Source organism: Polaromonas sp. (assembly GCF_029945685.1).
Lineage (GTDB): Bacteria > Pseudomonadota > Gammaproteobacteria > Burkholderiales > Burkholderiaceae_C > Polaromonas.
In genome coordinates this window covers 34374-54310 of sequence record NZ_JAQSDA010000024.1, presented here as the reverse complement: position 1 = coordinate 54310, position 19937 = coordinate 34374, and the positions used below count along the sequence as shown (strand labels likewise).

The window sequence follows — 19937 nt, the reverse complement described above, 5'->3', positions numbered from 1 at the left end:
TTTTGGGTCCGGCTGCCGCAGACAGCGGTTTTTTTAAGTGAAATCATGCGTTGGCCCAATCAGGGCGGGCGCAAGCAGCTATCAAAAAGATAGTCTCTCGAACGCGCCGGTGACGGCAGACCGCCCTGGCTGGCACCGCGCGGTCGGGCGCCGGTCCGCCCGGCCTGCAAACAAGACCGGCCTGTGATACCTTGCACGCCACGAAAGACAAGAGGGAAGACTTTATGAACAGCTCGCATGCGCGATCCGCGGCGCTCCTGGGCGACCGCCTCCAGGCGATCGGCCCTGCCAGGCTGAAAGGCATGCGTCGCGGCATCGAGAAGGAAAGCCTGCGCGCCCAGCCCGGCGGCGCGCTGGCGCTGACGCCGCACCCGGCGGCACTCGGCTCGGCCTTGACGCATCCCTGTATCACCACCGACTTCAGCGAGTCCCAGATCGAACTCGTCACCGCCGCACACAAGGGTCTGGGGGACGGCGCCGACGCCGCGCTGCGCGAACTCACCCAGATTCACCAGTTCACCTACCGCGCCATGCAGGCCGTCGGCGACGAGATGCTCTGGGTCTCGAGCATGCCCTGCGGCCTGCCGACCGACGAGACCATCCCGATCGCACGTTTCGGCTCGTCCAACGTCGGGCGCGCCAAAAGCGTCTACCGCATGGGCCTGTCGCACCGCTACGGGCGGCGCATGCAGACCATCTCGGGCATCCACTACAACTGGTCGCTGCCCGAGGTGACGAGCGAGCAGTACTTTTCGCTGATCCGCAATTTCCGCCGTCATGCCTTTTTGCTGCTTTACCTGTTCGGCGCCTCGCCGGCCGTCTGTTCGACCTTTGTGGCCGGGCGCCAGCACGAGCTGCAGCAGCTGTCGAGCAGCACCATGTACATGCCGCACGGCACCTCGCTGCGCATGGGGCGCCTGGGCTACCAGAGCGATGCGCAGGCCTCGCTGGCTGTCAGTTACAACAGTCTGGAAGGTTACGGCGCGTCGCTGCAGGACGCGTTGACGCGGCCTTACCCGGCCTATGAAGCGGTGGGCATCCAGAACCCTGGCGGCGACTACAACCAGCTGGCCACCACCTTGCTGCAGATTGAGAACGAGTTTTACGGCACCATCCGGCCCAAACGCGTGATTTTCCCGGGCGAACGCCCGCTGCATGCCCTGCGCGAGCGCGGCGTTGAATACATTGAAGTGCGGCTGATGGACCTGGACCCGTTCGAACCAGTCGGCATCAACGCCCAGACCATGCGTTTTCTCGATGTCTTCCTGCTGCACTGCCTGCTCAGCGACAGCCCGCCCGACACGCCTCAGGAGATCGCCGAGCTCAAACACAACCAGCACCACACGGCCGCGCGCGGGCGCCAGGCCGGCCTGCTGCTCAAGCGCGGCGGGCGCGAGGTGTCGCTGACCGGCTGGGGTGCCGAGGTGGTGGCGCAATGCGCACCGATTGCCGCCGCGCTGGATGCGGCCAACGGGGGCACGCAGTACAGCGCCACCCTGCGCGCTGCCGAGGCGGCGCTGCTCGATCCTGCCACCCTGCCGTCGGCCCGTGTGCTGGCCGCGATGGAAAAGGACCACGAGAACTCCTTCGTGTCGTTTGTGCGCGCCCGCTCGGCCCTCACCAGGGAGGCACTGCTCGGCCTGCCATTTTCTGCCGGGCAGCAGACCGCATTCGGGGCCTTGTCGCGCCAGTCCGTTGCTGAACAGAAAAAAATAGAAGCGGCCGACACCATGCCGTTCGAGATTTACCGCCAGCAGTACGTCTCACCAGAACGGCTGGGTGTGTCCAGCCGCGCGGCCGCGGTCGCCCTGTAGCTCGCGCCTGTTCCAGCGCCGGCTGAACGCGGGCCGCCTCGGCTCAGGCTGGCTGGGGGGCCAGTTGACGCAGCAGCTCATGGGCCGCCGCTTCTGAAGAAGCCGGGTTTTGCCCGGTGATCAGGTTGGCGTCGGTCACCACATAAGACTGCCAGTCGGCGCCCTTGCTGTAGTTGCCGCCGTTGTCGCGCAGCATGTCTTCGACCAGAAAGGGCACGACATCCGTGAGCTGCGCCGCCGCTTCCTCGGTGTTGGTGAACCCCGCGACTTTTTTGCCTTCAACCAGCGGTGCGCCACTGGCGGCTTTGGCATGGCGCAACACACCGGGCGCGTGGCAGACTGCGGCCACGGGCTTGCCGGCGGCGAACATGTGCTCAATCAGCCCGATGGAATCCCTGTCTTCAGCCAGGTCCCACAGCGGGCCGTGGCCGCCGGGGTAGAACACGGCGTCAAAGTCCGCATCCTTCAGGCCGGCCAGCTGGACGGTGTGCGCCAGCGCCTGCTGCGCTTGGCTGTCGTCCTTGAAGCGGCGCGTGGCGTCGGTCTGTGCGTCCGGGGCATCGCTTTTCGGGTCCAGCGGCGGCTGCCCGCCCTGGGGTGAGGCCAGCGTGATGTCGGCACCTGCGTCCTTGAAGACGTAGTAGGGCGCTGCAAATTCTTCCAGCCAGAAGCCGGTTTTCCTGCCGGTATCGCCGAGCTGGTCGTGCGAGGTCAAAACCATCAGAATCTTCATGGGTACTCCTTGAAAGCGCGGACTGGGCTGCGCGGTGAAAATGGGGGGGCTGGCCGCGATGTCGCGGCCAGCCGGTCATTTTGCTGCGCCAGGGCCGGTCGTCCCGTAGGCCAGGGGAAGGTCTGCCTGTCAGGGTTGATCGCCCGGGTCGGTCACAATCCCTGCTGGCCGGCTGCGTCGGGCTGCAGCGGCCGACGAACGACACGAAAGAGTATTCAGACAATGGCTATCCAGTGGTTCCCCGGTCACATGCACCTGACCAAAAAGGCGATCAGTGAGCGCATCAAGGAAATTGATGTGGTCATCGAGCTGCTGGACGCGCGCCTGCCCGGCTCCAGCGCCAACCCCATGCTGGCCGAACTGACCGGCGCCAAGCCCGCCCTCAAGGTGCTCAACAAGCAGGACCTGGCCGACCCGGCGCGCACACTGCTCTGGCTCGCGCATTACAACAGCCTGCCCGGTACCAGCGCGATTGCGCTCGACGCCAGCGAAACCACGCCGGCGCGCCGCCTGATCGACGCCTGCCACGCGCTGGCGCCTACGCGCGGCAGCATGGTCAAGCCCATGCGGGTGCTGATCTGCGGCATTCCCAACGTCGGCAAGTCCACGCTGATCAACACACTGACCGGCAAACGCGCCACCAGGACCGGTGACGAGGCCGGCATCACCAAGCTCGAGCAGCGCATCGTGCTGGCCGACGGGTTTTACCTGTGGGACACGCCCGGCATGTTGTGGCCGCGCATCATCGTCGCCAAAAGCGGCTACAACCTCGCCGCCAGCGGTGCCATCGGCCGCAACGCCTTCAACGAGGAAGAGGTCGCACTGGAACTGCTGGACTACCTGATCCAGGCCTACCCGGCCCTGCTGGAGGCACGTTACAAGCTCAAGCTGACGCCCGGCATCAGCGACGAGCAACTGCTCGAAGAGATCGGCCGCAAGCGCGGTGCGGTTTTGTCAAAGGGCCGGGTGAACCTGCAGAAAGCCGCGGAGATCGTGATTTACGAATTCCGCGCCGCCACACTGGGCCGCGTCACGCTGGAAACGCCGGAAGAGTTCGCCCAGTGGCTGGCTGCCGGGCAGTTGCTCGATGCCGAGCGCCAGGTCAAGAAGGACAGGATAGAAACCGACCGCCTGGTGCGCTTCAAGAAAATCCCGCGCCCGCCGCGCGAGGCCTGACAACGCGGCGGATCGCCCCGCATGGCGGAAGCTGCCCTTCTGCCGCAGCCCGGCGGGATGCGTGATTTCGCAAAAAAACTTTCCAGCCAAGCCTTGAAAGGCGTCACTCCGCCAATATGTCGGTGGCGTCAGGGGGTGGTCGCAGGTGCACAGCCTGCCCACCGTTCTGGCATTTATTGAACCCTTCATGATCTGTTACGAAAGGAGATGATCATCATGAACGGATTGAACCTGTACGGCGACATCTTCGCTGAGCTCAACCGTCTGCAGCAGAACTTCGAGCAGGTTTTCCGGCCCGACGGCGCCCGCAGCATTCGCGCGATGCCGCGCGACACCTTCCCGGTCATCAACGTGGGCAGCACCCCTGAAGCCATCGAGGTGCTGGCGCTGGCGCCCGGCCTCGACCCCGCCGCGCTGCAACTCACCGTCGACAAGGGCTTGCTGGTGGTTGCCGGCGAACGCAAGGTGGAACCACCGGCCAACGACAAGGTGGCGGTTTACGCCAGAGAGCGCTTCGAGGGCTCTTTCCGGCGCGTGATCTCGCTGCCTGAAGACGCCGACCCCGCGGCCATCAGCGCAAGCTACCGTGATGGTCTGTTGCGCATCACGGTGGCGCGCCGCGAGTCTTCCAAACCGCGTCAGATCCAGATCCACTGAACCCCGAATCCTTTTCTTTGTTTTTTCAAGGAGCATGTGATGAACCAGAACACAGCTTTGAACCAGAACGATGTGGTCCGCGATGTGGCGCCTGCCACCCAGGGAGGCGCCGACAGTGCGCAGGGCGCGGGAGCGCAGCGCACGACCGCCGTGCTGCCGCCGGTGGACATTTTTGAAGACGATGCGGGCTTTACCGTGCTGGCAGACCTGCCCGGTGTATCCAGGGACCGGATGGCCGTTCGGGTGGATGGTGACAGCCTGGTGATCGAAGGGGCTGCTGCAGCGCCGGTGGGGGCGGACATGACGCTGATCTACGGCGAGGTGCTCAATCCGCTGTACCGCCGCACCTTCACGCTGAGCCGGGAACTGGACCCGGGGAAGATCGAGGCGAAACTCGACAACGGGGTGCTCCGGCTGCACATCCCCAAGGCCGAAGAGGCCAGGCCGCGCCGCATCGAGGTGGCCCTGGCCTGAATTTTCCGGGTTTCTTCCGGCGTCTTTGTCAGTGCGGGCGCGTGCAATAGGCCAGGAACTGGTCAAGTTCGGTGGACTTGTCGAAAACCGCATCTGCACCGCCCGCCAGGCAGCGCTGGCGGATGTCATCCGTGGCGTAGTTGGACAACACCACCACGCGTTGTTGACGTGAGCGTTGTCGGCAGCCCTTGAGCACGCCCAGCCCGCTGCCCTGTTGAAGGAAAAGGTCCACCACCAGCAGTTGCCAGTCACGCGGGTGAAGGGCCAGCCAGGTGCAGGCGCCTTGTTCGGTTTCCGCGTAGCCCACCGTCTGCACGCCCGCCAGCTCTGTCAGTGTTTCGACCAGGTTGTCCCGGATCACTGCGTTGTCCTCAACGATGTAGGCCTTCAACGCTGCAGGGCGCTGGGATGGGGAGGAAGGGCCGGGTCCCTTGAGTGGGTTGTTGGCGAGGTTCACGGATGTCACGTCACAAGTCTCGCCCGATGGTCGCGGGCCCGCCGCAGGCGATTGCACTGCACCGGTGTAGGACATAGCCCTTCAAGGGCCAAACGGAGCATGAGGGGGCTTGCGCGGTTTGACGGTCCGGCCGCCTGGTCAAGACTTTTACGCCCCTGCAGTCGCCAACCCTTGGCCCCACGTGCGCTTGAAGCTACAAAAATAGTAGCGCTTGCGGCGCAGGGAGATGCAGCGAAATTACAGCGGGCCTGACGGACCGGTCCGGCCGGCGAGGCGCCGGCGCACATACACGACGATAAAACCGAGGCCCAGCACCAGCGCAAACCAGCCCACCGGGGAGGCCTGGGCCACGATGCCCTGCATGCCTGGCGAGGTGATGAAATACGGCGACACCAGCACGGCCAGGCCGATCAGGGCGCACAGCAGTCCCTTGACCAATAGTTCGTTGTTGGCCTTGTTGCTGTGCCTGCGGATGGGGGGAGGAGGTAGGGGCATGGCCTGATTGTCGGGCAAATGCGCAGGGCAGGGTGCGCTCAGGGGCTTGCCGGCATGCCGCCGGACGGATCGCACCAATGGATTTATAGTGGCTGCTTGCCATCGCCATTGCCCTGCCCACGCTCCAGCATGCGCGCGGGCCATCTTCCCCATTCCCAGGAGCCTTTTGTGTCCATCACTCCCGCAGCCGACCTTCAACCGACCCGTTTTGGCAGCGGACAGGCCGTGCGCCGCCTCGAAGACGACGCCCTGCTGGCCGGCGCCGGCCAGTTCACCGACGACGTGACCCAGCCGGAGCAGGTGGCCCTGTTCTTTGTGCGTTCACCGTACCCGCATGCGCGCCTCGTGGCGGTGGACAGCGCCGCTGCGCTGGCCATGCCGGGCGTGTTGAAGATCGTGACTGGCGCCGACCTGGTGGCCGACGGGATCAAGCCGATTCCCGGCTCCAGCGGCTTTCCAAGGGCCGATGGCTCGCCCGGGGTGTCGCCCGTGCGTCGCGTGCTGGCCCATGAACGGGTGCGTTTTGTCGGCGAGGCGGTCGCCGCCGTGGTCGCGCTGACCCTGCAGCAGGCGCGCGACGCGGCTGAAGCCGTGATGGTGGACTACGACGAGCTGCCGATGGTGGTGGACATGAACGACGCCACTGCGCCGGGCGCCCCGGCGCTCGCGCCCGAAGCCCCCGACAACATTGCCTGCGAAACGCGTTACGGCAGCGTGGAAGCCACCGCCGCGGCTTTTGCCGGGGCCCGCCACGTGGTGGCGCTGGACATCGTCAACCAGCGCCTGCACGCGCTGAGCCTGGAGCCGCGTTCGGTGCTGGCCGCGTTCGACAAAACCTCGCAGCGCCTGACGATACGCATGAGCACGCAGATGCCCACCGGTGTGCGCAACTCGGTGTGTGACGCGCTGGGCATGGCGCAGGACCAGGTGCGTGTCGTGGTCGGCGATGTGGGTGGCGGCTTCGGCATGAAGACCGGCGTTTACCCCGAAGACATTGCTGCCGCGTATTGCGCACGGGCCTTGCAGCGCCCGGTCAAATGGGTGGCCGAGCGCAGCGAGGAATTCATCTCGGCCTACCATGGTCGCGACGTGCAGAGCCATGCCGAACTCGCGCTTGACGAGAACGGAAAAATACTCGCCCTGCGCCTGGCCTCGCTGGCCAATGTGGGGGCCTACGCCACCGGCGCGGGCGTGGCCATCCAGCTGCTCATCGGCCCCTGGGTGCAGACCAGCGTCTACGACATCCAGACCATCGACTTTCATTTCAGCGCCGTGTTGACCAACACCGCACCCACCAGCGCCTACCGCGGCGCGGGCCGGCCGGAGGCCATTTTCACGATGGAGCGGCTGATGGACGAGGCCGCGCGACAGACCGGCATCGACCGCGTTGAACTGCGCCGGCGCAACTTCATCCAGCCCGCGCAGATGCCCTACAAGAACCCCATGGGCCAGGTCTATGACACCGGCAACTTTGAGTCGGTGATGGACCAGGCGCTGGTGCTCGCCGACTGGAAAGGCTTTGACGCGCGGGCGGCCGGATCGGCCTCGCGCGGCCTGCTGCGCGGTCTCGGCATTGCCACCTTTCTCGAATGGACGGGCGGCAACGCGCTGGAAGAAACCGTCACCGTGCAGATCAAGGCCCCCACGCTCGGCACTGGCGTGTCCTCGCTGCCCCCCGAGGGGGTTGAACGGGATCGGGGCGGCCCTTCCCCGGGTTCGCAGTCCGACGGCATCATCGAAGTCTTCACCGCCGTCAACGCCATGGGGCAGGGCATTGCCACCACGCTGACCCAGCTGGTGGTGGATGCCTTTGGCGTGCCTGCTGAGCAGGTGCGCGTGGTGATGGGCGACACCGACCGCGGCAACGGTTTTGGCAGCGCCGGTTCACGTTCGCTGTTCACCGGCGGCTCGGCGGTGCGGGCGGGTGCCGACAAGGCCATTGCACTGGCCAAACAGCTGGCAGCCAGGGAGTTTGAGGCCGGCGCGGAGGACGTGGTCTATGCCGGCGGCGACTTCACCGTGGCCGGCACCGACCTCCGCATCGGCCTGTTCGATCTGGCCGCGCGCCAGGGCGACCGGCAGATTTTTGTGGACTCCACCACCAAGGTGGCCGGGCCGACCTGGCCCAACGGATGCCATATCAGCGAGGTCGAGATCGACCCGCAGACCGGCCAGGTGGCGGTGGTGGCCTATGCCTCGGTCAATGACGTCGGACGCGTTGTCAACCCCCTGATCGTGCGCGGCCAGCTCGACGGCGGCGCCGTACAGGGCATCGGCCAGGCGCTGTGCGAGCGCATGGTCTACGACCGCGAGACCGGCCAGCCCGTGACCGGCAGCCTGATGGATTACGCCGCGCCGCGTGCCGACACCGCGCCTGATTTCAGGACCGAGATGGACGAGTCCACGCCTTGCCTGAACAACCCGCTGGGTGTCAAGGGTGTGGGGGAGCTCGGCACCATTGGGGCCGGCCCCACGGTGGTCAATGCCGTGGCCGATGCGCTGGGCCGCCGCGGCCTGGCCGTCCAGGCCAGGACGCTGCAGATGCCGATCTCTCCGGCGCGGCTCTGGAGCTCGATGCAGGGCTGAGGCCCGCGGAGAGCCAGGCTGTTCCTGGCTTGCTGCCGCGTAGCGGGTTACCGCTGAGGCGGCAGCAGTTTCTGCACCAGGGGATGCAGCACCTTCTTGTGCGCTCCGATCGCAAAGAAGTGTTCCTCGACAGACTCGCTGCGGCCCACCTGCTTGACGCCGTATTGGGCTGTGAGCTCGTCGTGGACCAGTTCGGCCATCGGAAAGACGCCCATGCCCGCCGCGCCGAAGGTCTTGAGCAGGGCACTGTCCTCGAATTCCCCCACCACGTGGGGTTTGATGCCCATGCGCTCAAACCATTGGTCGATCCGCGGCCGTACCGCGGCATGGTTGGTGGGCAGCAGCACGGGAACCTTCGCCAGTGATTGCGGAAAGCCGCGCCGGGCTGCCGCAGACAGCGAGGCTGACGCAAACCAGGCCAGTGTCGATGATCCCAGCGGGTGGCTGTAGACCTTGAGGTTGGGGTTGGGCGGCGCGGCCCGATCGGCCAGAACCACATCAAGTCGGTGCAGGGCCAGATCGCCCAGCAGATCCGGGAACTCATCCACGTGGCACAGCAGCCGCAGGTTCGGCGCCTGCATCACCGGCTGCATCAGGTGACGAACCGCCAGCTTCGGCAGTCCATCGGAAATGCCGACGACCAGCCGCACGGCGGGTGAGCCGACCGCGTCACGCAGCGCCGCCGGCAGTTGTTCACCGAGCTGGAAGATCTGTTCGGCCTGCCGCATGGCCGCAATACCCGCTTCCGTCAACGCAACGCCGCGCCCGGCCGGCTTGAGCAGGACGTAGCCCAGCGAGCGCTCCAGCTCACGAACCTGGGTGCTCACGGTCTGCACGGCCATGCCCAGCCGGTCGGCCGCGCGGGCCATGCCGCCTTCCTTGGCGACAACCCAGAAATAGTACAGGTGCCGGTAGCTGAAGTCCTTGCTCATTGTTCGGTTATTCAGAAATTTATTTCAATGATTATCTGCTTTTAAAGAAATTCTACCAACGGTATGGTCGAAGCTTCCAAAGCAAAGGAGATCGACATGCAGGTTATTTTCGAATCCCGTCAGCCCTGGCTGGAGGAGCTTCGTGAGTTTGCATTGCGCCGGGTACGGCAGACCACGCGCCCGCTCGGCTGGCTGGCCCCGCGCGCCCGGGTCAGGCTCTCGCATGTGCAAGGCGCACACAACGGTATCGACAAGCGTTGCGAGGTCGAACTCACTGCCGAGGGCGCCGGAACCGTGGTCATCACCTCGATCGCCCGTGACTGGGGCTCGGCACTGCAAAGTGCGCTGGCCCGCGCCGTGCGGGCCCTGCTGCTCAAACTGCAGCCGCCGCACCCGCCCCGGCGAACCATCGCTTGCCAGCGCTGAGGCTGCGTAGATATTCCAACGTTGATGGAGAACCCTTGATGAAATGCCCCCATTGCCCCGAGGCCACCCTGCTGATGTCCGAACGCCAGGGTGTCGAGATTGACTACTGCCCCCAGTGTCGCGGCGTCTGGCTGGACCGCGGCGAACTCGACAAGCTGATCGCCCTGTCCGCAGCGCCCCCAGAGCCCATGCCGGTTCAGGCAAGGCAGGCGCCCCGGCAGAGCCCTCCCGACTTCGTCGATTCCGACTACCGGCATCGCCAGCGCGGTTATCCGCGCAAGCAGAAGTCGTGGCTCAGTGAGATTTTCGACTGAGCGTCGCCTACTCAAATGGCCTCTCTCAGACCACCTTGCAACCCATGAAAAAAACAAGCGCTTCGATCATGCCTTTACAGAAAACGCCCACCAGCAGCTCAGGCCCAGGATGCTCCCATGAGCAATATTGAGTCTTTCGCCACGGGCCCGATGTGGGCCGGCTTCATCGCCTTCGTCATTGCCATGCTTGCCCTGGACCTGTTCGTCCTGGGCGGCAACAAGGCCCATCGTGTGTCGGTCAGGGAGGCCGGGAGCTGGGTCGTGGCCTGGATGCTCCTGGCCACAACTTTCGGCGCCCTGTTGTGGTGGTATCTGGACGGCACGGCCGGCCGAGAAATCGCCAACCGCAAGGCCCTGGAGTTCTTCACCGGCTACCTGATCGAGCAGACCTTGGCGGTGGACAACATGTTTGTGTTCGTGATGATCTTTACCTACTTCGCGGTTCCGCCGGAGTTGCAGCGCCGCGTGCTGTTGTACGGCGTGATTGGTGCGATTGTCATGCGCGCCGGCATGATCATGGCGGGCGTCTGGCTGGTGTCGGAGTTTGCATGGGTGCTCTACGTGTTCGGCGCGTTCCTGGTGGTGACCGGGATCAAGATGCTTGTCATGGCCGACGCAAAGCCCGACCTTGAGAAAAATCCGTTGTTGCGCTGGCTGCGCGGCCACATGCGGATCACGCCGGGTTTTCATGGCGAGAAGTTTTTCGTGCGCATCAACGGCCTGCGTTATGCGACGCCCATGTTCCTGGTGCTGATGATGATCGAAGCCAGCGACCTGGTGTTCGCGGTGGACAGCATCCCGGCCATTTTCGCGGTGACCACCGATCCGTTCATCGTGTTCACTTCCAACATCTTCGCCATCATGGGCCTGAGGGCGCTGTACTTTCTGCTGGCTGACATGGCTGAACGCTTTCACCTGCTCAAGTACGGCCTGGCGCTGGTGCTGGTCTTTATCGGAGGCAAGATGCTGGCGATGCCCTGGTTTCACATGCCGGTGCAGTGGTCGCTGTTGATCGTGGGCTCCATCATTCTCATTTCCATTGTCCTCAGCCTGAAGATGACGGCCCGCCAACCTTCCAGGAGTGACGCATGACCGATGCTGCAACACAGGGCGTTCTGCCGGCGCCAGCCCACGAGCGGCGCGATGACCTGGGCCGGCTCGTCGCCGTGTCCTGGCACGGCGACGGGAGCGGCGAGGCGTCCGGCCCTGCGCGCTGGCTGGTGGCGGTCGATGGTTCGGCCGGCTCTTTGCGCGCCGTCTCGATGGCCGCGGGACTGGCCACACCGGAGCAGGGCGCCGGAGTCGATCTGGTGCATGTCCAGCCCTGGCTGAACAAGGAGGCCGCCGAGACCGAACTGCCGCGGCGCGGATGGCAAGCCACGGTGCAGGCGCGCCAGTTGCTCGACGCAGCGTCGGTCCCCTGGCGCCTGCATGTGCTCATGGGCGAGGGAGCGCCGGAGATCGCAAGCCTGGCCGATGCGCTGGGCAGTCGCGGCATTGCCATCGGCTCACGCGGGTTGACCGCTACCGAATCCCTCTTGCTGGGATCGGTGGCCTACCGGATCGTGCACCTGGCCAGGCTGCCTGTGCTGATCGTGCGGTGACGCCTGTGGCCATGCCGAATGACGCTGCCGCAGTGCCGACCGCGCGCTCCATGCCGCCTGCCGGATGGGGATGTGCTGTGGCGGGACCGTCGCCGGTGGTCCGGGGAAGTTCTGATTCTGGAAACAACAATCGAAAGTTCATGATGCAAATCGCTACCCAAGGTCGTGTGGCCGTGATCGCCATGCTTGATCTGGCCCTTCGCGCAGAGCAGGGGCCGATCGCGCTGGCAACGATCGGTGCACGGCAGAAGATCTCCCTGACGTATCTGGAGTCGCTGTTTGCACGGCTGCGCCGGCGAGGTTTGGTGCGCAGCACGCGCGGGCCCGGCGGCGGCTATGGCCTGGCGTGCAGCGCTGTTGACATCACTGTGGCCGATATCGTCTACGCCGTCGACGAATCGAAGCCGCCGGGCGCCCGCGCCGCGCCGGAGCCGTCCAGCGCCAACCCTTCTGCGGGTCAGCGGATTGCCAGCGACTGGTGCGCCGACCTTGAACGCGAGATGGCGCAATTCCTGGCGTCGGTTTCCCTGCACGACCTGGTGTTGCAGCAGGACCCCGCAGGCCAGGGTGCGGCCGATCGCCATTTCGCCGGCGCGGCCCAGGCGGCTGATGCACCCCGGGGGGGTGAAAGCCTGAGCGCCGATCGGTCAAAGTAAAGGGTGTTCTGGCCGCACATCGGCCAACCGCGCGGCCCGTCGGCAGCTACACTTTTTACCTTCATTGACTTTGAAGGCGATCCTTGTTCCGTCACCTTGCAGGCTGTAGGGCCATGCTGTCAGGCTGTGCCTTCGCGCAGGCCGAAAAACCAGTTTCTGCCTTCTTTTCGGTCAATCAGTACCACATCCGTCTGACCCTTGCCTGCCCGCAGCTGGACCAGCCGGCCCGGACCGGCTTGGGCTGAGCGGCTACCGATGATCGATCTGGCCCGACTCCTGCCGCAATCGCTGGTTGCGCGGGTCTATCTTCTCTACACGGTGACTCTGCTGCTGTTTGTCTGCAGCGGCTTGTGGTTGTTTTACCATTTCCAGTTCTCCGAGGCCGTCGAAAACGCGCAGGACTCGGCGACCATGCTGGTCGAAGTGGCGACGCAGACCATTTCCGACAGCGCGGTGATCGGGGACTACGACACCATTGAGCGCCTTCTGGAAAAGGCTGTCCGGAACTCACAGTTTTCGTCGGCCTCGTTCATCGATCTCGCCGGCGGTGTCCTGGAGCGCGACAACGCCCAACCCGCGCTGGTGCGTCCACCCAGGTGGCTGCGCGACGCGGTCGATGCGAACCTGGGCCCCGTCAGCCGGAAGATTTCAGTGGGAGGGCGCGACTATGGCGTGTTGCAACTGAATTTTGCGGTGGATCAGGTGGCCGCAGGCTTGTGGCAATTGATGCACGCTGCCCTGGGGATGGCGCTGGCCGGTCTTGCCGGCGGCTTGCTGCTGATCTGGTTTCCACTGCGCCACTGGCTCGGTTCGCTGGAGCGCGTGAACACCTTCAAGGCGAAATTCCCGCGCCACGGCGATCCTGCGGGAGCGTCGATGTTGCAGACCCTGCCCCTGGAATTTCGTTCCACGTTCGAGATTCTCGACCAGACCGCCCACCGGCTGAGAATCGAGCTGGACAACCGCGAGGAGGCCCTGGCCTCACTGCGCAGCGCGCTGGCGGAACTGCTGCCGCATGTTGCTTCTGACGGTTTCGCGGGCAGTGACGACATTGCGGTGCTGTCCCGCACGATTGCCGACCTGGTGCAGGAACGCGGCGCAAGGCGCGACGAACTGCAGCAAGCCGTCGCCGCAGCCCAGTCAGCCAACCGGGCCAAAAGCGAGTTTCTTGCCAACATGAGCCACGAGATCCGTACCCCCATGAACGGCATCCTGGGCATGACAGGTCTGGTGCTCAAAACCGAGCTGACGACGCAGCAGCGACAGTTTCTCGGCATTGTGAAAACGTCGGCGGATGCCTTGCTGACCATCATTGACGACATTCTGGATCTCTCGAAAATCGAGGCCGGCATGCTCACCATGGAGCTGATTCCGTTCGATCTGCACCAGCTGGTGGACGAAGCGGTCCAGTCGCTGTCCCTGCGGGCCCAGGAAAAGGGGCTGCGCCTGAGCAGCACGATGGCCCCTGGGGTGCCGCGGCGGATGGTGGGCGAACAGGTGCGCCTGCGGCAGATTCTGCTGAACCTGCTCGGCAATGCCGTCAAATTCACAGACCGCGGCGAGGTCAGCGTTCACTGCACGCTGGAGCCGGGCGAAACCGGTGACGCCATGCTGCACTTCACCGTGACAGACACCGGCATCGGCATTTCGCGGGAAAAGCAGCAGCATATTTTCCAGGCCTTCAGTCAGGAAGACACGTCGACCACGCGCAGGTTTGGCGGCTCGGGTCTGGGGCTGACGATTTCGCGCCGTCTGGTCGGCTTGATGCAGGGCGAGTTGTGGGTGGACAGCAACCTCGGTTCCGGCAGCAGTTTTCATTTCACCATGGCTTTCACCGAGGATGTGACGCCTTTGCAGACACCGGACGCCTTGCCCCCTTTCTCGGCAACCCTTCCGCCGGGGACGAAAGAGGAACTGCCGGTGCTGGTGGTTGAGGACAACCTGATCAACCAGACGCTGGTGATGACGCTGCTGCAACGTGGCGGTTACCGCGTGACCCTGGCGGGCACGGGTCGGGAAGCCGTGGAGAAGTTCCTGATGCACCGCTTTTGCGTGATCCTGATGGATATCCAGATGCCCGACCTGGACGGCATTGAGGCGACCAAGGCCATTCGCCTGCTCGAACGCAAACAGGAGCGCCTGCGCACGCCGATTGTGGCCATGACGGCCAACGCCATGCGCGGCGACCGCGAGCGTTGCCTGGAGGCCGGCATGGACGACTACCTGGCCAAACCCATCAAGACCGCGGAGATGTTCGCGATCATCGACACCCTGGTCGCGGACTGAGCGGGGCACGTACCGGGTCCCGGCCTGTGCCCCTTTCAAGTGGCGCGCGGCCAGGTCATTTTTGAAGCCTCCGGCTTCCGGCAGAGAAATTCAGAACAAAAAGCGCTCGCAGCCCTTTTGGTTCGAGCGCAAGCAGCTATCAATATCAGAGCAGTTTCAGGCGCCGGACTCCCGCTCAGGCCGGGTCGGCGGCTTCCCTGGCGCGCATCTTGGCGCCCATGTACTCGCCATGCGTGACAGGCAGCAGGCCTGCAATCTTGCTGATCAGGTGGTTTTCGTGGGCGTTGAGGTGGGCGTCCGAATACCCCACCTGCCACATGGCCTCCACCACGTGGATCTTCTGCACGTGTGTGAAGTGCTCGTTCATGGCGGAGGAGAAGCGCTGATCGTCGTGGCGGGTGCTGGCGGTGTTGTTTGAGCTTGATCAAAGTTCGGTCGGATTCATGCCTGCGCGGCAACAGGGCTGAAGCCATAATCAAAGTAATTGATTAATTACTTGAATGCCCATGACTGCAGAAACAACCGGCAAGCGCATCAAACAGGCCACTGAAGTCCGCCAGGCCGGCCTGGTGGAGGCCGCCCTGCAACTGGCCGCGCAGCGCAGCCCGGCTGACATCACCACGGGCGACCTGGCCCAGGCTGTGGGCATCAGCCAGGGCGCGGTGTTCCGGCACTTTGCCAGCAAGGAGGCCATCTGGCTGGCCGTGCTGGACGGGGCTTCCGACACGCTGATGGCCCGGCTGGAAACCGCCGCTGGCGCGGCGCCCACCCCGATGGCAGCGTTGCAGGCGGTGTTCATGGCGCATGTGGACTTTGTGGTGGCCCATCCCGGCGTTCCCCGGCTCATCTTTCAGGAACTGCAGCACGCGCAGGACACCGCACTCAAGGCCCGCGTGCGCAGCCTGATGCAGAAATACCGGAGCTTGCTCATGGGTGTGCTGCAGCAGGCGCAGCACCAGCGCTTGCTGGCGCCGGGCACGGACCTGCAGGCCGCCGCCGTCTTGTTCATCGGTTCGGTGCAGGGCCTGGTCATGCAGTCGTTGCTCAGTGGCGACGTCCGCGCCGTGACCACGCATGCTCGCGGGGTGCTCACGATTTACCTGCGCGGGCTCGCCGCCGGAAGAGGCCGGACAGCGGCGGCAGACAGGCACGCCCCCGCCTTGAAGGAAAACTCATGAAAAGCAGACGTCCGTTTTCACGCCGCATCACGCTGGGCGCCCTGGTCCTGGTGCTGGTGGGTGTGCTGGCCTGGGTGGCGCTGCGCACCGGCCCGCTCGCGGCCACCCGCATCACGGTCACGCGGGTGCAGGAGGGGCGTCTGGCACCCGCGATTTTTGGCATCGGCACCGTGGAAGCGCGGCGCAGCTGGATGGTTGGCCCCACGACGGCGGGACGGGTGCTGACTGTCCGGGTGGACGTGGGCGACACGGTCAAGGCCGGGCAGTTGCTGGCCGACATGGACCCGGTGGATCTAGACCAGCGCCTCGCGGCCCTGGATGCCTCACTGGCCCGCGCGGGCAGCACGCAGGCAGCGGCGCAGGCCCAGGTGAAGGACGCTGCGGCGCGGCGGGAACTGGCCGCCATCAATGCCAGACGCAACCAGGAGCTGGCCGCGCAAAATTTCATCAGTGCCGCTGCGCTCGAATCCCGCATGCAGGAAAAAGCGTCCGCCGACGCTGCGCTGCAGACTGCCCAGGCCAATCTGGCCGGCGCTGGCCAGGACGTGGCCCGCCAGAAGGCCGAGCGCGCCGGCCTGCAGCAGCAACGCGGCAACGTCCGTCTGCTGGCCCTGGCCGATGGGGTGGTGACCAGCCGCGACGCCGAAGCCGGCACCACCGTGGTGGCCGGCCAGCCTGTGCTGCGCCTGATCGACCCGTCCACCCTGTGGGTGAAACTGCGGGTGGACCAGGGGCGTTCGGCCGGTCTCGCGCCGGGCTTGACCGCGAGCATCGTGCTGCGTTCGCACCCGGGTGCGCCCGTGCCGGGGCAGGTCGCGCGCGTGGAACTGCTGGCCGACAGCGTGACCGAGGAGCGTATCGCCCAGGTGGCCTTTGCGCAGGCGCCGACTGCCAGCGCGATGGGTGCCTCCGTTGGTGAACTGGCCGAAGTCACGCTGCAGCTGCCTGAAACAGATTCTTCACTGCTGGTGCCCAGTGCCAGCATCCAGCATCGCCAGGGTGAAACCGGCGTCTGGCGCATCGAGCATGGCAAGCCGGTGTTTGCGCCGGTGCGGCTGGGCGTCCGCAGTCTGGATGGCCAGGTGCAGGTGATGGCCGGCCTCACAGCCGGTGACGAGGTGGTGGTGTACAGCCAGAAGGCCCTCACCGCCGGCGCCCGCGTGCAGGTGGTCGACACGTTGATCAAGGACGGACGCAAAGGGGGCGCCCCGTGATCAGTCTGGCCGGGCGCGACATTGCGCACAGCTGGGGCAAGTTTGTGCTCACGGGTCTGGGCCTGGGCCTGCTGATCGGCGTGACGCTGACCATGGCCGGTGTCTACCGCGGCATGGTCGATGACGCACAAGCCCTGCTGACCAACAGCCGGGCCGACCTGTGGGTGGTTCAAAAGGACACGCAGGGGCCGTATGCCGAATCGTCGAGCCTGAAAGACGATGTGGTGCGCAGCGTGCGCGGCATGCCCGGTGTGGCACAGGCGGCCAACGTGACCTACTTCACCATGCAGGTGCAAAGCCATGACGGCGACGACATCCGCGCCATGGTGGTCGGGATGGAATCCGGCCAGCCAGGCGAGCCGGGCCACCTGGTGGCGGGCCGCCAGCTCACACGCAGCCATTACGAAGCCGTGGCCGATGTGAAAACCGGCTTTGCCCTGGGCGAGCGCATCCGCATCCGCCGCCACGACTACACCGTGGTGGGACTGACGCAACGCATGGTGTCCTCAGGCGGCGACCCGATGGTGTTCATCCCGCTCAAGGACGCCCAGGAGGCGCAGTTCCTGAAAGACAACGACGCCATCGTCAACGACCGCACCCGAACCGCCACCAACCCGGCCTTCAACCGCCCCGGCGTGCCGGGCCTGCTTGATGCGGTGCAGGCGCTGCAGACCAGCAGCCACAACGTCAATGCCGTGCTGGTGCAGCTGGCACCCGGGTTCGAGGCCGGGCAGGTGGCCGACCCGATTCGGCGCTGGAAGCACCTGGAGGTGTTCACGCGGGACGGCATGGAGGAAATTCTGGTCGCCAAGCTGATTGCCACTTCGGCCAGGCAGATCGGCATGTTCCTGGTGATTCTGGCGGTGGTCAGTGCAGCCATCGTGGCCTTCATCATCTACACCATGACGCTGGGCAAGATCCGCGAGATCGCGGTGCTCAAGCTCATCGGCACGCGCAACCTGACGATCGCCAGCATGATCCTGCAGCAGGCGCTGGGCCTGGGGCTGATTGGTTTTGTCGTCGGCAAGGTGAGCGCCACCCTCTGGGCGCCGGTGTTTCCCAAGTTCGTGCTGCTGCTGACCCAGGATGCCATGATGGGGCTGGGCGGCACGCTGCTGATCTGTGCGCTGGCCAGCACCCTGGCCATCCGCGCAGCACTCAAGGTCGATCCCGCAGAGGCGATCGGATGACCCCGACAACTCCGGCAAGCGCCGGCGGCATCCGCATTGAAGGCCTGCGCAAGGTGTATGGGCAGGGCGACACCGCCGTCGCGGCACTCAGGAACGTCAACATGACCGTGGGCTCCGGCGAGGTCGTGGGACTGGTGGGCCCCTCGGGCTCGGGCAAAAGCACGCTGCTCAAATGCCTGGGTGCCATCATTGAACCCACGTCGGGGCGGATGACGCTGGGCAACGATGTGATTTACGACAATGGCTGGACCACCTCCGACCTGCGTGCCCTGCGGCGCGACCGCATCGGTTTTGTGTTTCAGGCACCGTACCTGATTCCCTTTCTGGACATCACCGACAACGTGGCCCTGCTGCCCATGCTGGCCGGCGTATCCAATGCCCAGGCCAGGGCCCGGGCGCTGGAACTGCTGACCGCGCTGGATGTGGCCCACCGTGCCAGGGCCGAGCCTTCGCAACTGTCGGGCGGTGAGCAGCAGCGCGTATCGATTGCGCGGGCGTTGGCGAATCGTCCGCCCGTGATCCTGGCCGATGAACCCACCGCCCCGCTGGACAGTGAACGGGCGCTCGCCGTCATGCGCATCCTCAACCAGATGGCCCGGCAGGCCCAGACCGCGATCATCGTGGTGACCCACGACGAAAAAATCATTCCCACGTTCAAGCGCATCTATCACATCCGTGATGGCCAGACGATTGAAGAAGCCGGCCAGGGGCTGAGCTTTTGATGACTGGATGGGCGCGCGCCGGACGCATGAAAGGATCTTGCATGAACACTTCCCGACTCCTCAGGACCCTCGCCGCCGTGGCCATCGCTTTTGGTGTACTCACGGTCTTCAGTGGCGGGCGTGCGCTGTTTGGCGGCACCGAAGCGCGCGCCGCCGTTGGCAACGCCGTGGACTTCGTGTTGTGGTTCAATTTTCTCGCCGGCTTTGCCTATGTGTTCAGCGGCGTCGGGCTGTGGCGGGGGCGTCGCTGGGCCGCCCGGGCGGCCAGCCTGCTGGCGCTGGTTACCGCTCTCGTGGCGGGCGCTTTTGCCGCGCATGTTGCGGGTGGGGGTGCCTATGAAACACGCACGGTGGGTGCGCTGGCGCTCAGGCTGCTGTTCTGGGGGTTGGTGGCCATCGTGGCGCTGCGTGGATTGAAACCAACGCACTGACACGGGCTGGCCGGAGTATGTAAAAAGTGCCTGTAGCCCTTTTGGAACGGGCGCGAGCAGCTATGAATACCGTAGCGTATCAGGCGTCTGCCCGCGTTCAGGCCGGGCCGGCGGCTTCCCTGGCGCGCATCTTGGCGCCTATGTATTCGCCGTGCGTGACATGCAGCAGGCCGGCAATCTTGCTGATCAGGTGGTTTTCGTGCGCGTCGAGATGGGCGTCCGAATACGCGACCTGCCACATGGTTTCCACCATGTGAATCTTCTGCGCCTGCGTGAAGTGCTCGTTCATGGCGGAGGTGAAGCGGTGGTAGTCGTGGCTGGTTCTGGCCGTGTCCTCCGCCAGTTCCAGCAGGCGGGCCAGCTCGTCGTCGGCGAGCGAAAATTTTCCGCGCAGCGTGTCCAGCACGGTGGCCCTTTCGGCGGCCGTGATGGTGGGGTCGGCGCGCATGACCTCCACCAGCAGCACGGCGGTGCCCAGTTGCAGCGCATGTTCGCGCTCGCGGGGGGACTGCGCCTGGGCGGGCGTCGTGAATGTGTCAATGAGGTCTTTGAGGGTTCTGAGCATGGGCTTCCTTCGGAGCTTTGCGGCCAA

Annotated in this window: 21 protein-coding genes and 1 pseudogene; 16 read left to right on the top strand and 6 right to left on the bottom strand. The window is 65.2% G+C overall.

Annotated features, from left to right (window positions below; genetic code table 11):
• Positions 1-224 precede the first annotated feature (224 nt).
• Complete coding sequence (gshA, locus tag PSV26_RS15595) at positions 225-1814, top strand: glutamate--cysteine ligase (protein ID WP_300572012.1); 1590 nt, start codon at positions 225-227, stop codon at positions 1812-1814.
• 43 nt (positions 1815-1857) lie between these two features.
• On the opposite strand, the gene PSV26_RS15590 is transcribed toward gshA, so the two are convergent.
• Positions 1858-2547: a type 1 glutamine amidotransferase domain-containing protein gene (locus PSV26_RS15590; protein ID WP_300516213.1), complete on the bottom strand. Its 690-nt coding sequence runs from the start codon at positions 2545-2547 to the stop codon at positions 1858-1860.
• Between the two features lie 222 nt (positions 2548-2769).
• Between PSV26_RS15590 and ylqF the strand changes: the two genes are divergently transcribed.
• The 3 genes from ylqF (at position 2770) to PSV26_RS15575 (ending at position 4854) form a co-directional block, all read left to right on the top strand.
• Positions 2770-3723 carry a ribosome biogenesis GTPase YlqF gene (ylqF, locus tag PSV26_RS15585; RefSeq protein WP_300572011.1) on the top strand — a complete coding sequence of 318 codons (954 nt, stop codon included), beginning with the start codon at positions 2770-2772 and terminating at the stop codon, positions 3721-3723.
• 216 nt (positions 3724-3939) lie between these two features.
• The gene (locus PSV26_RS15580; RefSeq protein ID WP_300572009.1) at positions 3940-4380 is read left to right on the top strand and encodes an Hsp20/alpha crystallin family protein; all 441 of its coding nucleotides are present in this window, start codon (positions 3940-3942) and stop codon (positions 4378-4380) included.
• A gap of 39 nt (positions 4381-4419) precedes the next feature.
• Entirely contained in the window at positions 4420-4854 is a 435-nt protein-coding gene (locus PSV26_RS15575) for an Hsp20/alpha crystallin family protein (RefSeq protein ID WP_300572007.1), read from the top strand.
• A gap of 28 nt (positions 4855-4882) precedes the next feature.
• On the opposite strand, the gene PSV26_RS15570 is transcribed toward PSV26_RS15575, so the two are convergent.
• Both PSV26_RS15570 and PSV26_RS15565 read right to left on the bottom strand, forming a co-directional pair.
• Positions 4883-5245, bottom strand: coding sequence for a response regulator (locus tag PSV26_RS15570; protein WP_300516320.1), 363 nt, complete (start codon positions 5243-5245; stop codon positions 4883-4885).
• Positions 5246-5548: 303 nt separating this feature from the next.
• A complete protein-coding gene (locus tag PSV26_RS15565; RefSeq protein WP_300516205.1) occupies positions 5549-5806 on the bottom strand; it encodes a hypothetical protein in 258 nt (85 codons plus the stop codon).
• A gap of 168 nt (positions 5807-5974) precedes the next feature.
• On the opposite strand from PSV26_RS15565, the gene PSV26_RS15560 reads away from it, so the two are divergent.
• The gene (locus tag PSV26_RS15560; RefSeq protein ID WP_300572005.1) at positions 5975-8392 is read left to right on the top strand and encodes a xanthine dehydrogenase family protein molybdopterin-binding subunit; all 2418 of its coding nucleotides are present in this window, start codon (positions 5975-5977) and stop codon (positions 8390-8392) included.
• A 47-nt stretch (positions 8393-8439) separates the two neighbouring features.
• Here PSV26_RS15560 and PSV26_RS15555 read toward each other — a convergent pair whose 3' ends face one another.
• Entirely contained in the window at positions 8440-9324 is an 885-nt protein-coding gene (locus PSV26_RS15555) for a LysR family transcriptional regulator (RefSeq protein WP_300516201.1), read from the bottom strand.
• A gap of 96 nt (positions 9325-9420) precedes the next feature.
• Here PSV26_RS15555 and PSV26_RS15550 point away from each other — a divergent pair, with 96 nt between their 5' ends.
• The 6 genes from PSV26_RS15550 to PSV26_RS15525 all read left to right on the top strand — a co-directional run bounded on the left by PSV26_RS15550 (position 9421) and on the right by PSV26_RS15525 (position 14610).
• On the top strand, positions 9421-9750 hold the full coding sequence (locus PSV26_RS15550) for an HPF/RaiA family ribosome-associated protein (protein ID WP_300572003.1): 330 nt from the start codon (positions 9421-9423) through the stop codon (positions 9748-9750).
• Between the two features lie 38 nt (positions 9751-9788).
• Positions 9789-10064, top strand: a complete 276-nt coding sequence (locus PSV26_RS15545; RefSeq protein WP_300572061.1) for a zf-TFIIB domain-containing protein — start codon at positions 9789-9791, stop codon at positions 10062-10064.
• A 117-nt stretch (positions 10065-10181) separates the two neighbouring features.
• Complete coding sequence (locus PSV26_RS15540; protein WP_300572002.1) at positions 10182-11156, top strand: TerC family protein; 975 nt, start codon at positions 10182-10184, stop codon at positions 11154-11156.
• A complete protein-coding gene (locus tag PSV26_RS15535; RefSeq protein ID WP_300572000.1) occupies positions 11153-11668 on the top strand; it encodes a universal stress protein in 516 nt (171 codons plus the stop codon). Before PSV26_RS15540 ends, PSV26_RS15535 begins: the two co-directional genes overlap by 4 nt.
• 143 nt (positions 11669-11811) lie before the next feature.
• Positions 11812-12324 carry an Rrf2 family transcriptional regulator gene (locus PSV26_RS15530; RefSeq protein WP_300571998.1) on the top strand — a complete coding sequence of 171 codons (513 nt, stop codon included), beginning with the start codon at positions 11812-11814 and terminating at the stop codon, positions 12322-12324.
• 255 nt (positions 12325-12579) lie between these two features.
• Positions 12580-14610, top strand: a complete 2031-nt coding sequence (locus PSV26_RS15525; protein WP_300571996.1) for an ATP-binding protein — start codon at positions 12580-12582, stop codon at positions 14608-14610.
• A 175-nt stretch (positions 14611-14785) separates the two neighbouring features.
• Here the strand turns inward: PSV26_RS15525 and PSV26_RS15520 are convergent.
• Positions 14786-14998 (bottom strand): annotated as a pseudogene (locus PSV26_RS15520) (TerB family tellurite resistance protein); the annotation flags it as partial.
• Between the two features lie 118 nt (positions 14999-15116).
• On the opposite strand from PSV26_RS15520, the gene PSV26_RS15515 reads away from it, so the two are divergent.
• From PSV26_RS15515 to PSV26_RS15495, 5 genes are read left to right on the top strand one after another with little or no spacing between them, the layout of a single operon-like run.
• Positions 15117-15788 (top strand): TetR family transcriptional regulator, encoded by a 672-nt coding sequence (locus tag PSV26_RS15515; protein WP_300571994.1) that lies wholly within the window; start codon positions 15117-15119, stop codon positions 15786-15788.
• Positions 15785-17002: an efflux RND transporter periplasmic adaptor subunit gene (locus PSV26_RS15510; RefSeq protein WP_300571992.1), complete on the top strand. Its 1218-nt coding sequence runs from the start codon at positions 15785-15787 to the stop codon at positions 17000-17002. The genes PSV26_RS15515 and PSV26_RS15510 overlap by 4 nt, the downstream gene beginning before the upstream one ends.
• On the top strand, positions 16999-18192 hold the full coding sequence (locus tag PSV26_RS15505; RefSeq protein WP_300571990.1) for an ABC transporter permease: 1194 nt from the start codon (positions 16999-17001) through the stop codon (positions 18190-18192). Before PSV26_RS15510 ends, PSV26_RS15505 begins: the two co-directional genes overlap by 4 nt.
• Positions 18189-18914 (top strand): ABC transporter ATP-binding protein, encoded by a 726-nt coding sequence (locus PSV26_RS15500; protein WP_300571988.1) that lies wholly within the window; start codon positions 18189-18191, stop codon positions 18912-18914. Before PSV26_RS15505 ends, PSV26_RS15500 begins: the two co-directional genes overlap by 4 nt.
• A gap of 41 nt (positions 18915-18955) precedes the next feature.
• Positions 18956-19345, top strand: a complete 390-nt coding sequence (locus tag PSV26_RS15495) for a hypothetical protein (RefSeq protein ID WP_300571986.1) — start codon at positions 18956-18958, stop codon at positions 19343-19345.
• A 97-nt stretch (positions 19346-19442) separates the two neighbouring features.
• On the opposite strand, the gene PSV26_RS15490 is transcribed toward PSV26_RS15495, so the two are convergent.
• Complete coding sequence (locus tag PSV26_RS15490; protein ID WP_300516174.1) at positions 19443-19910, bottom strand: TerB family tellurite resistance protein; 468 nt, start codon at positions 19908-19910, stop codon at positions 19443-19445.
• Positions 19911-19937 lie beyond the last annotated feature (27 nt).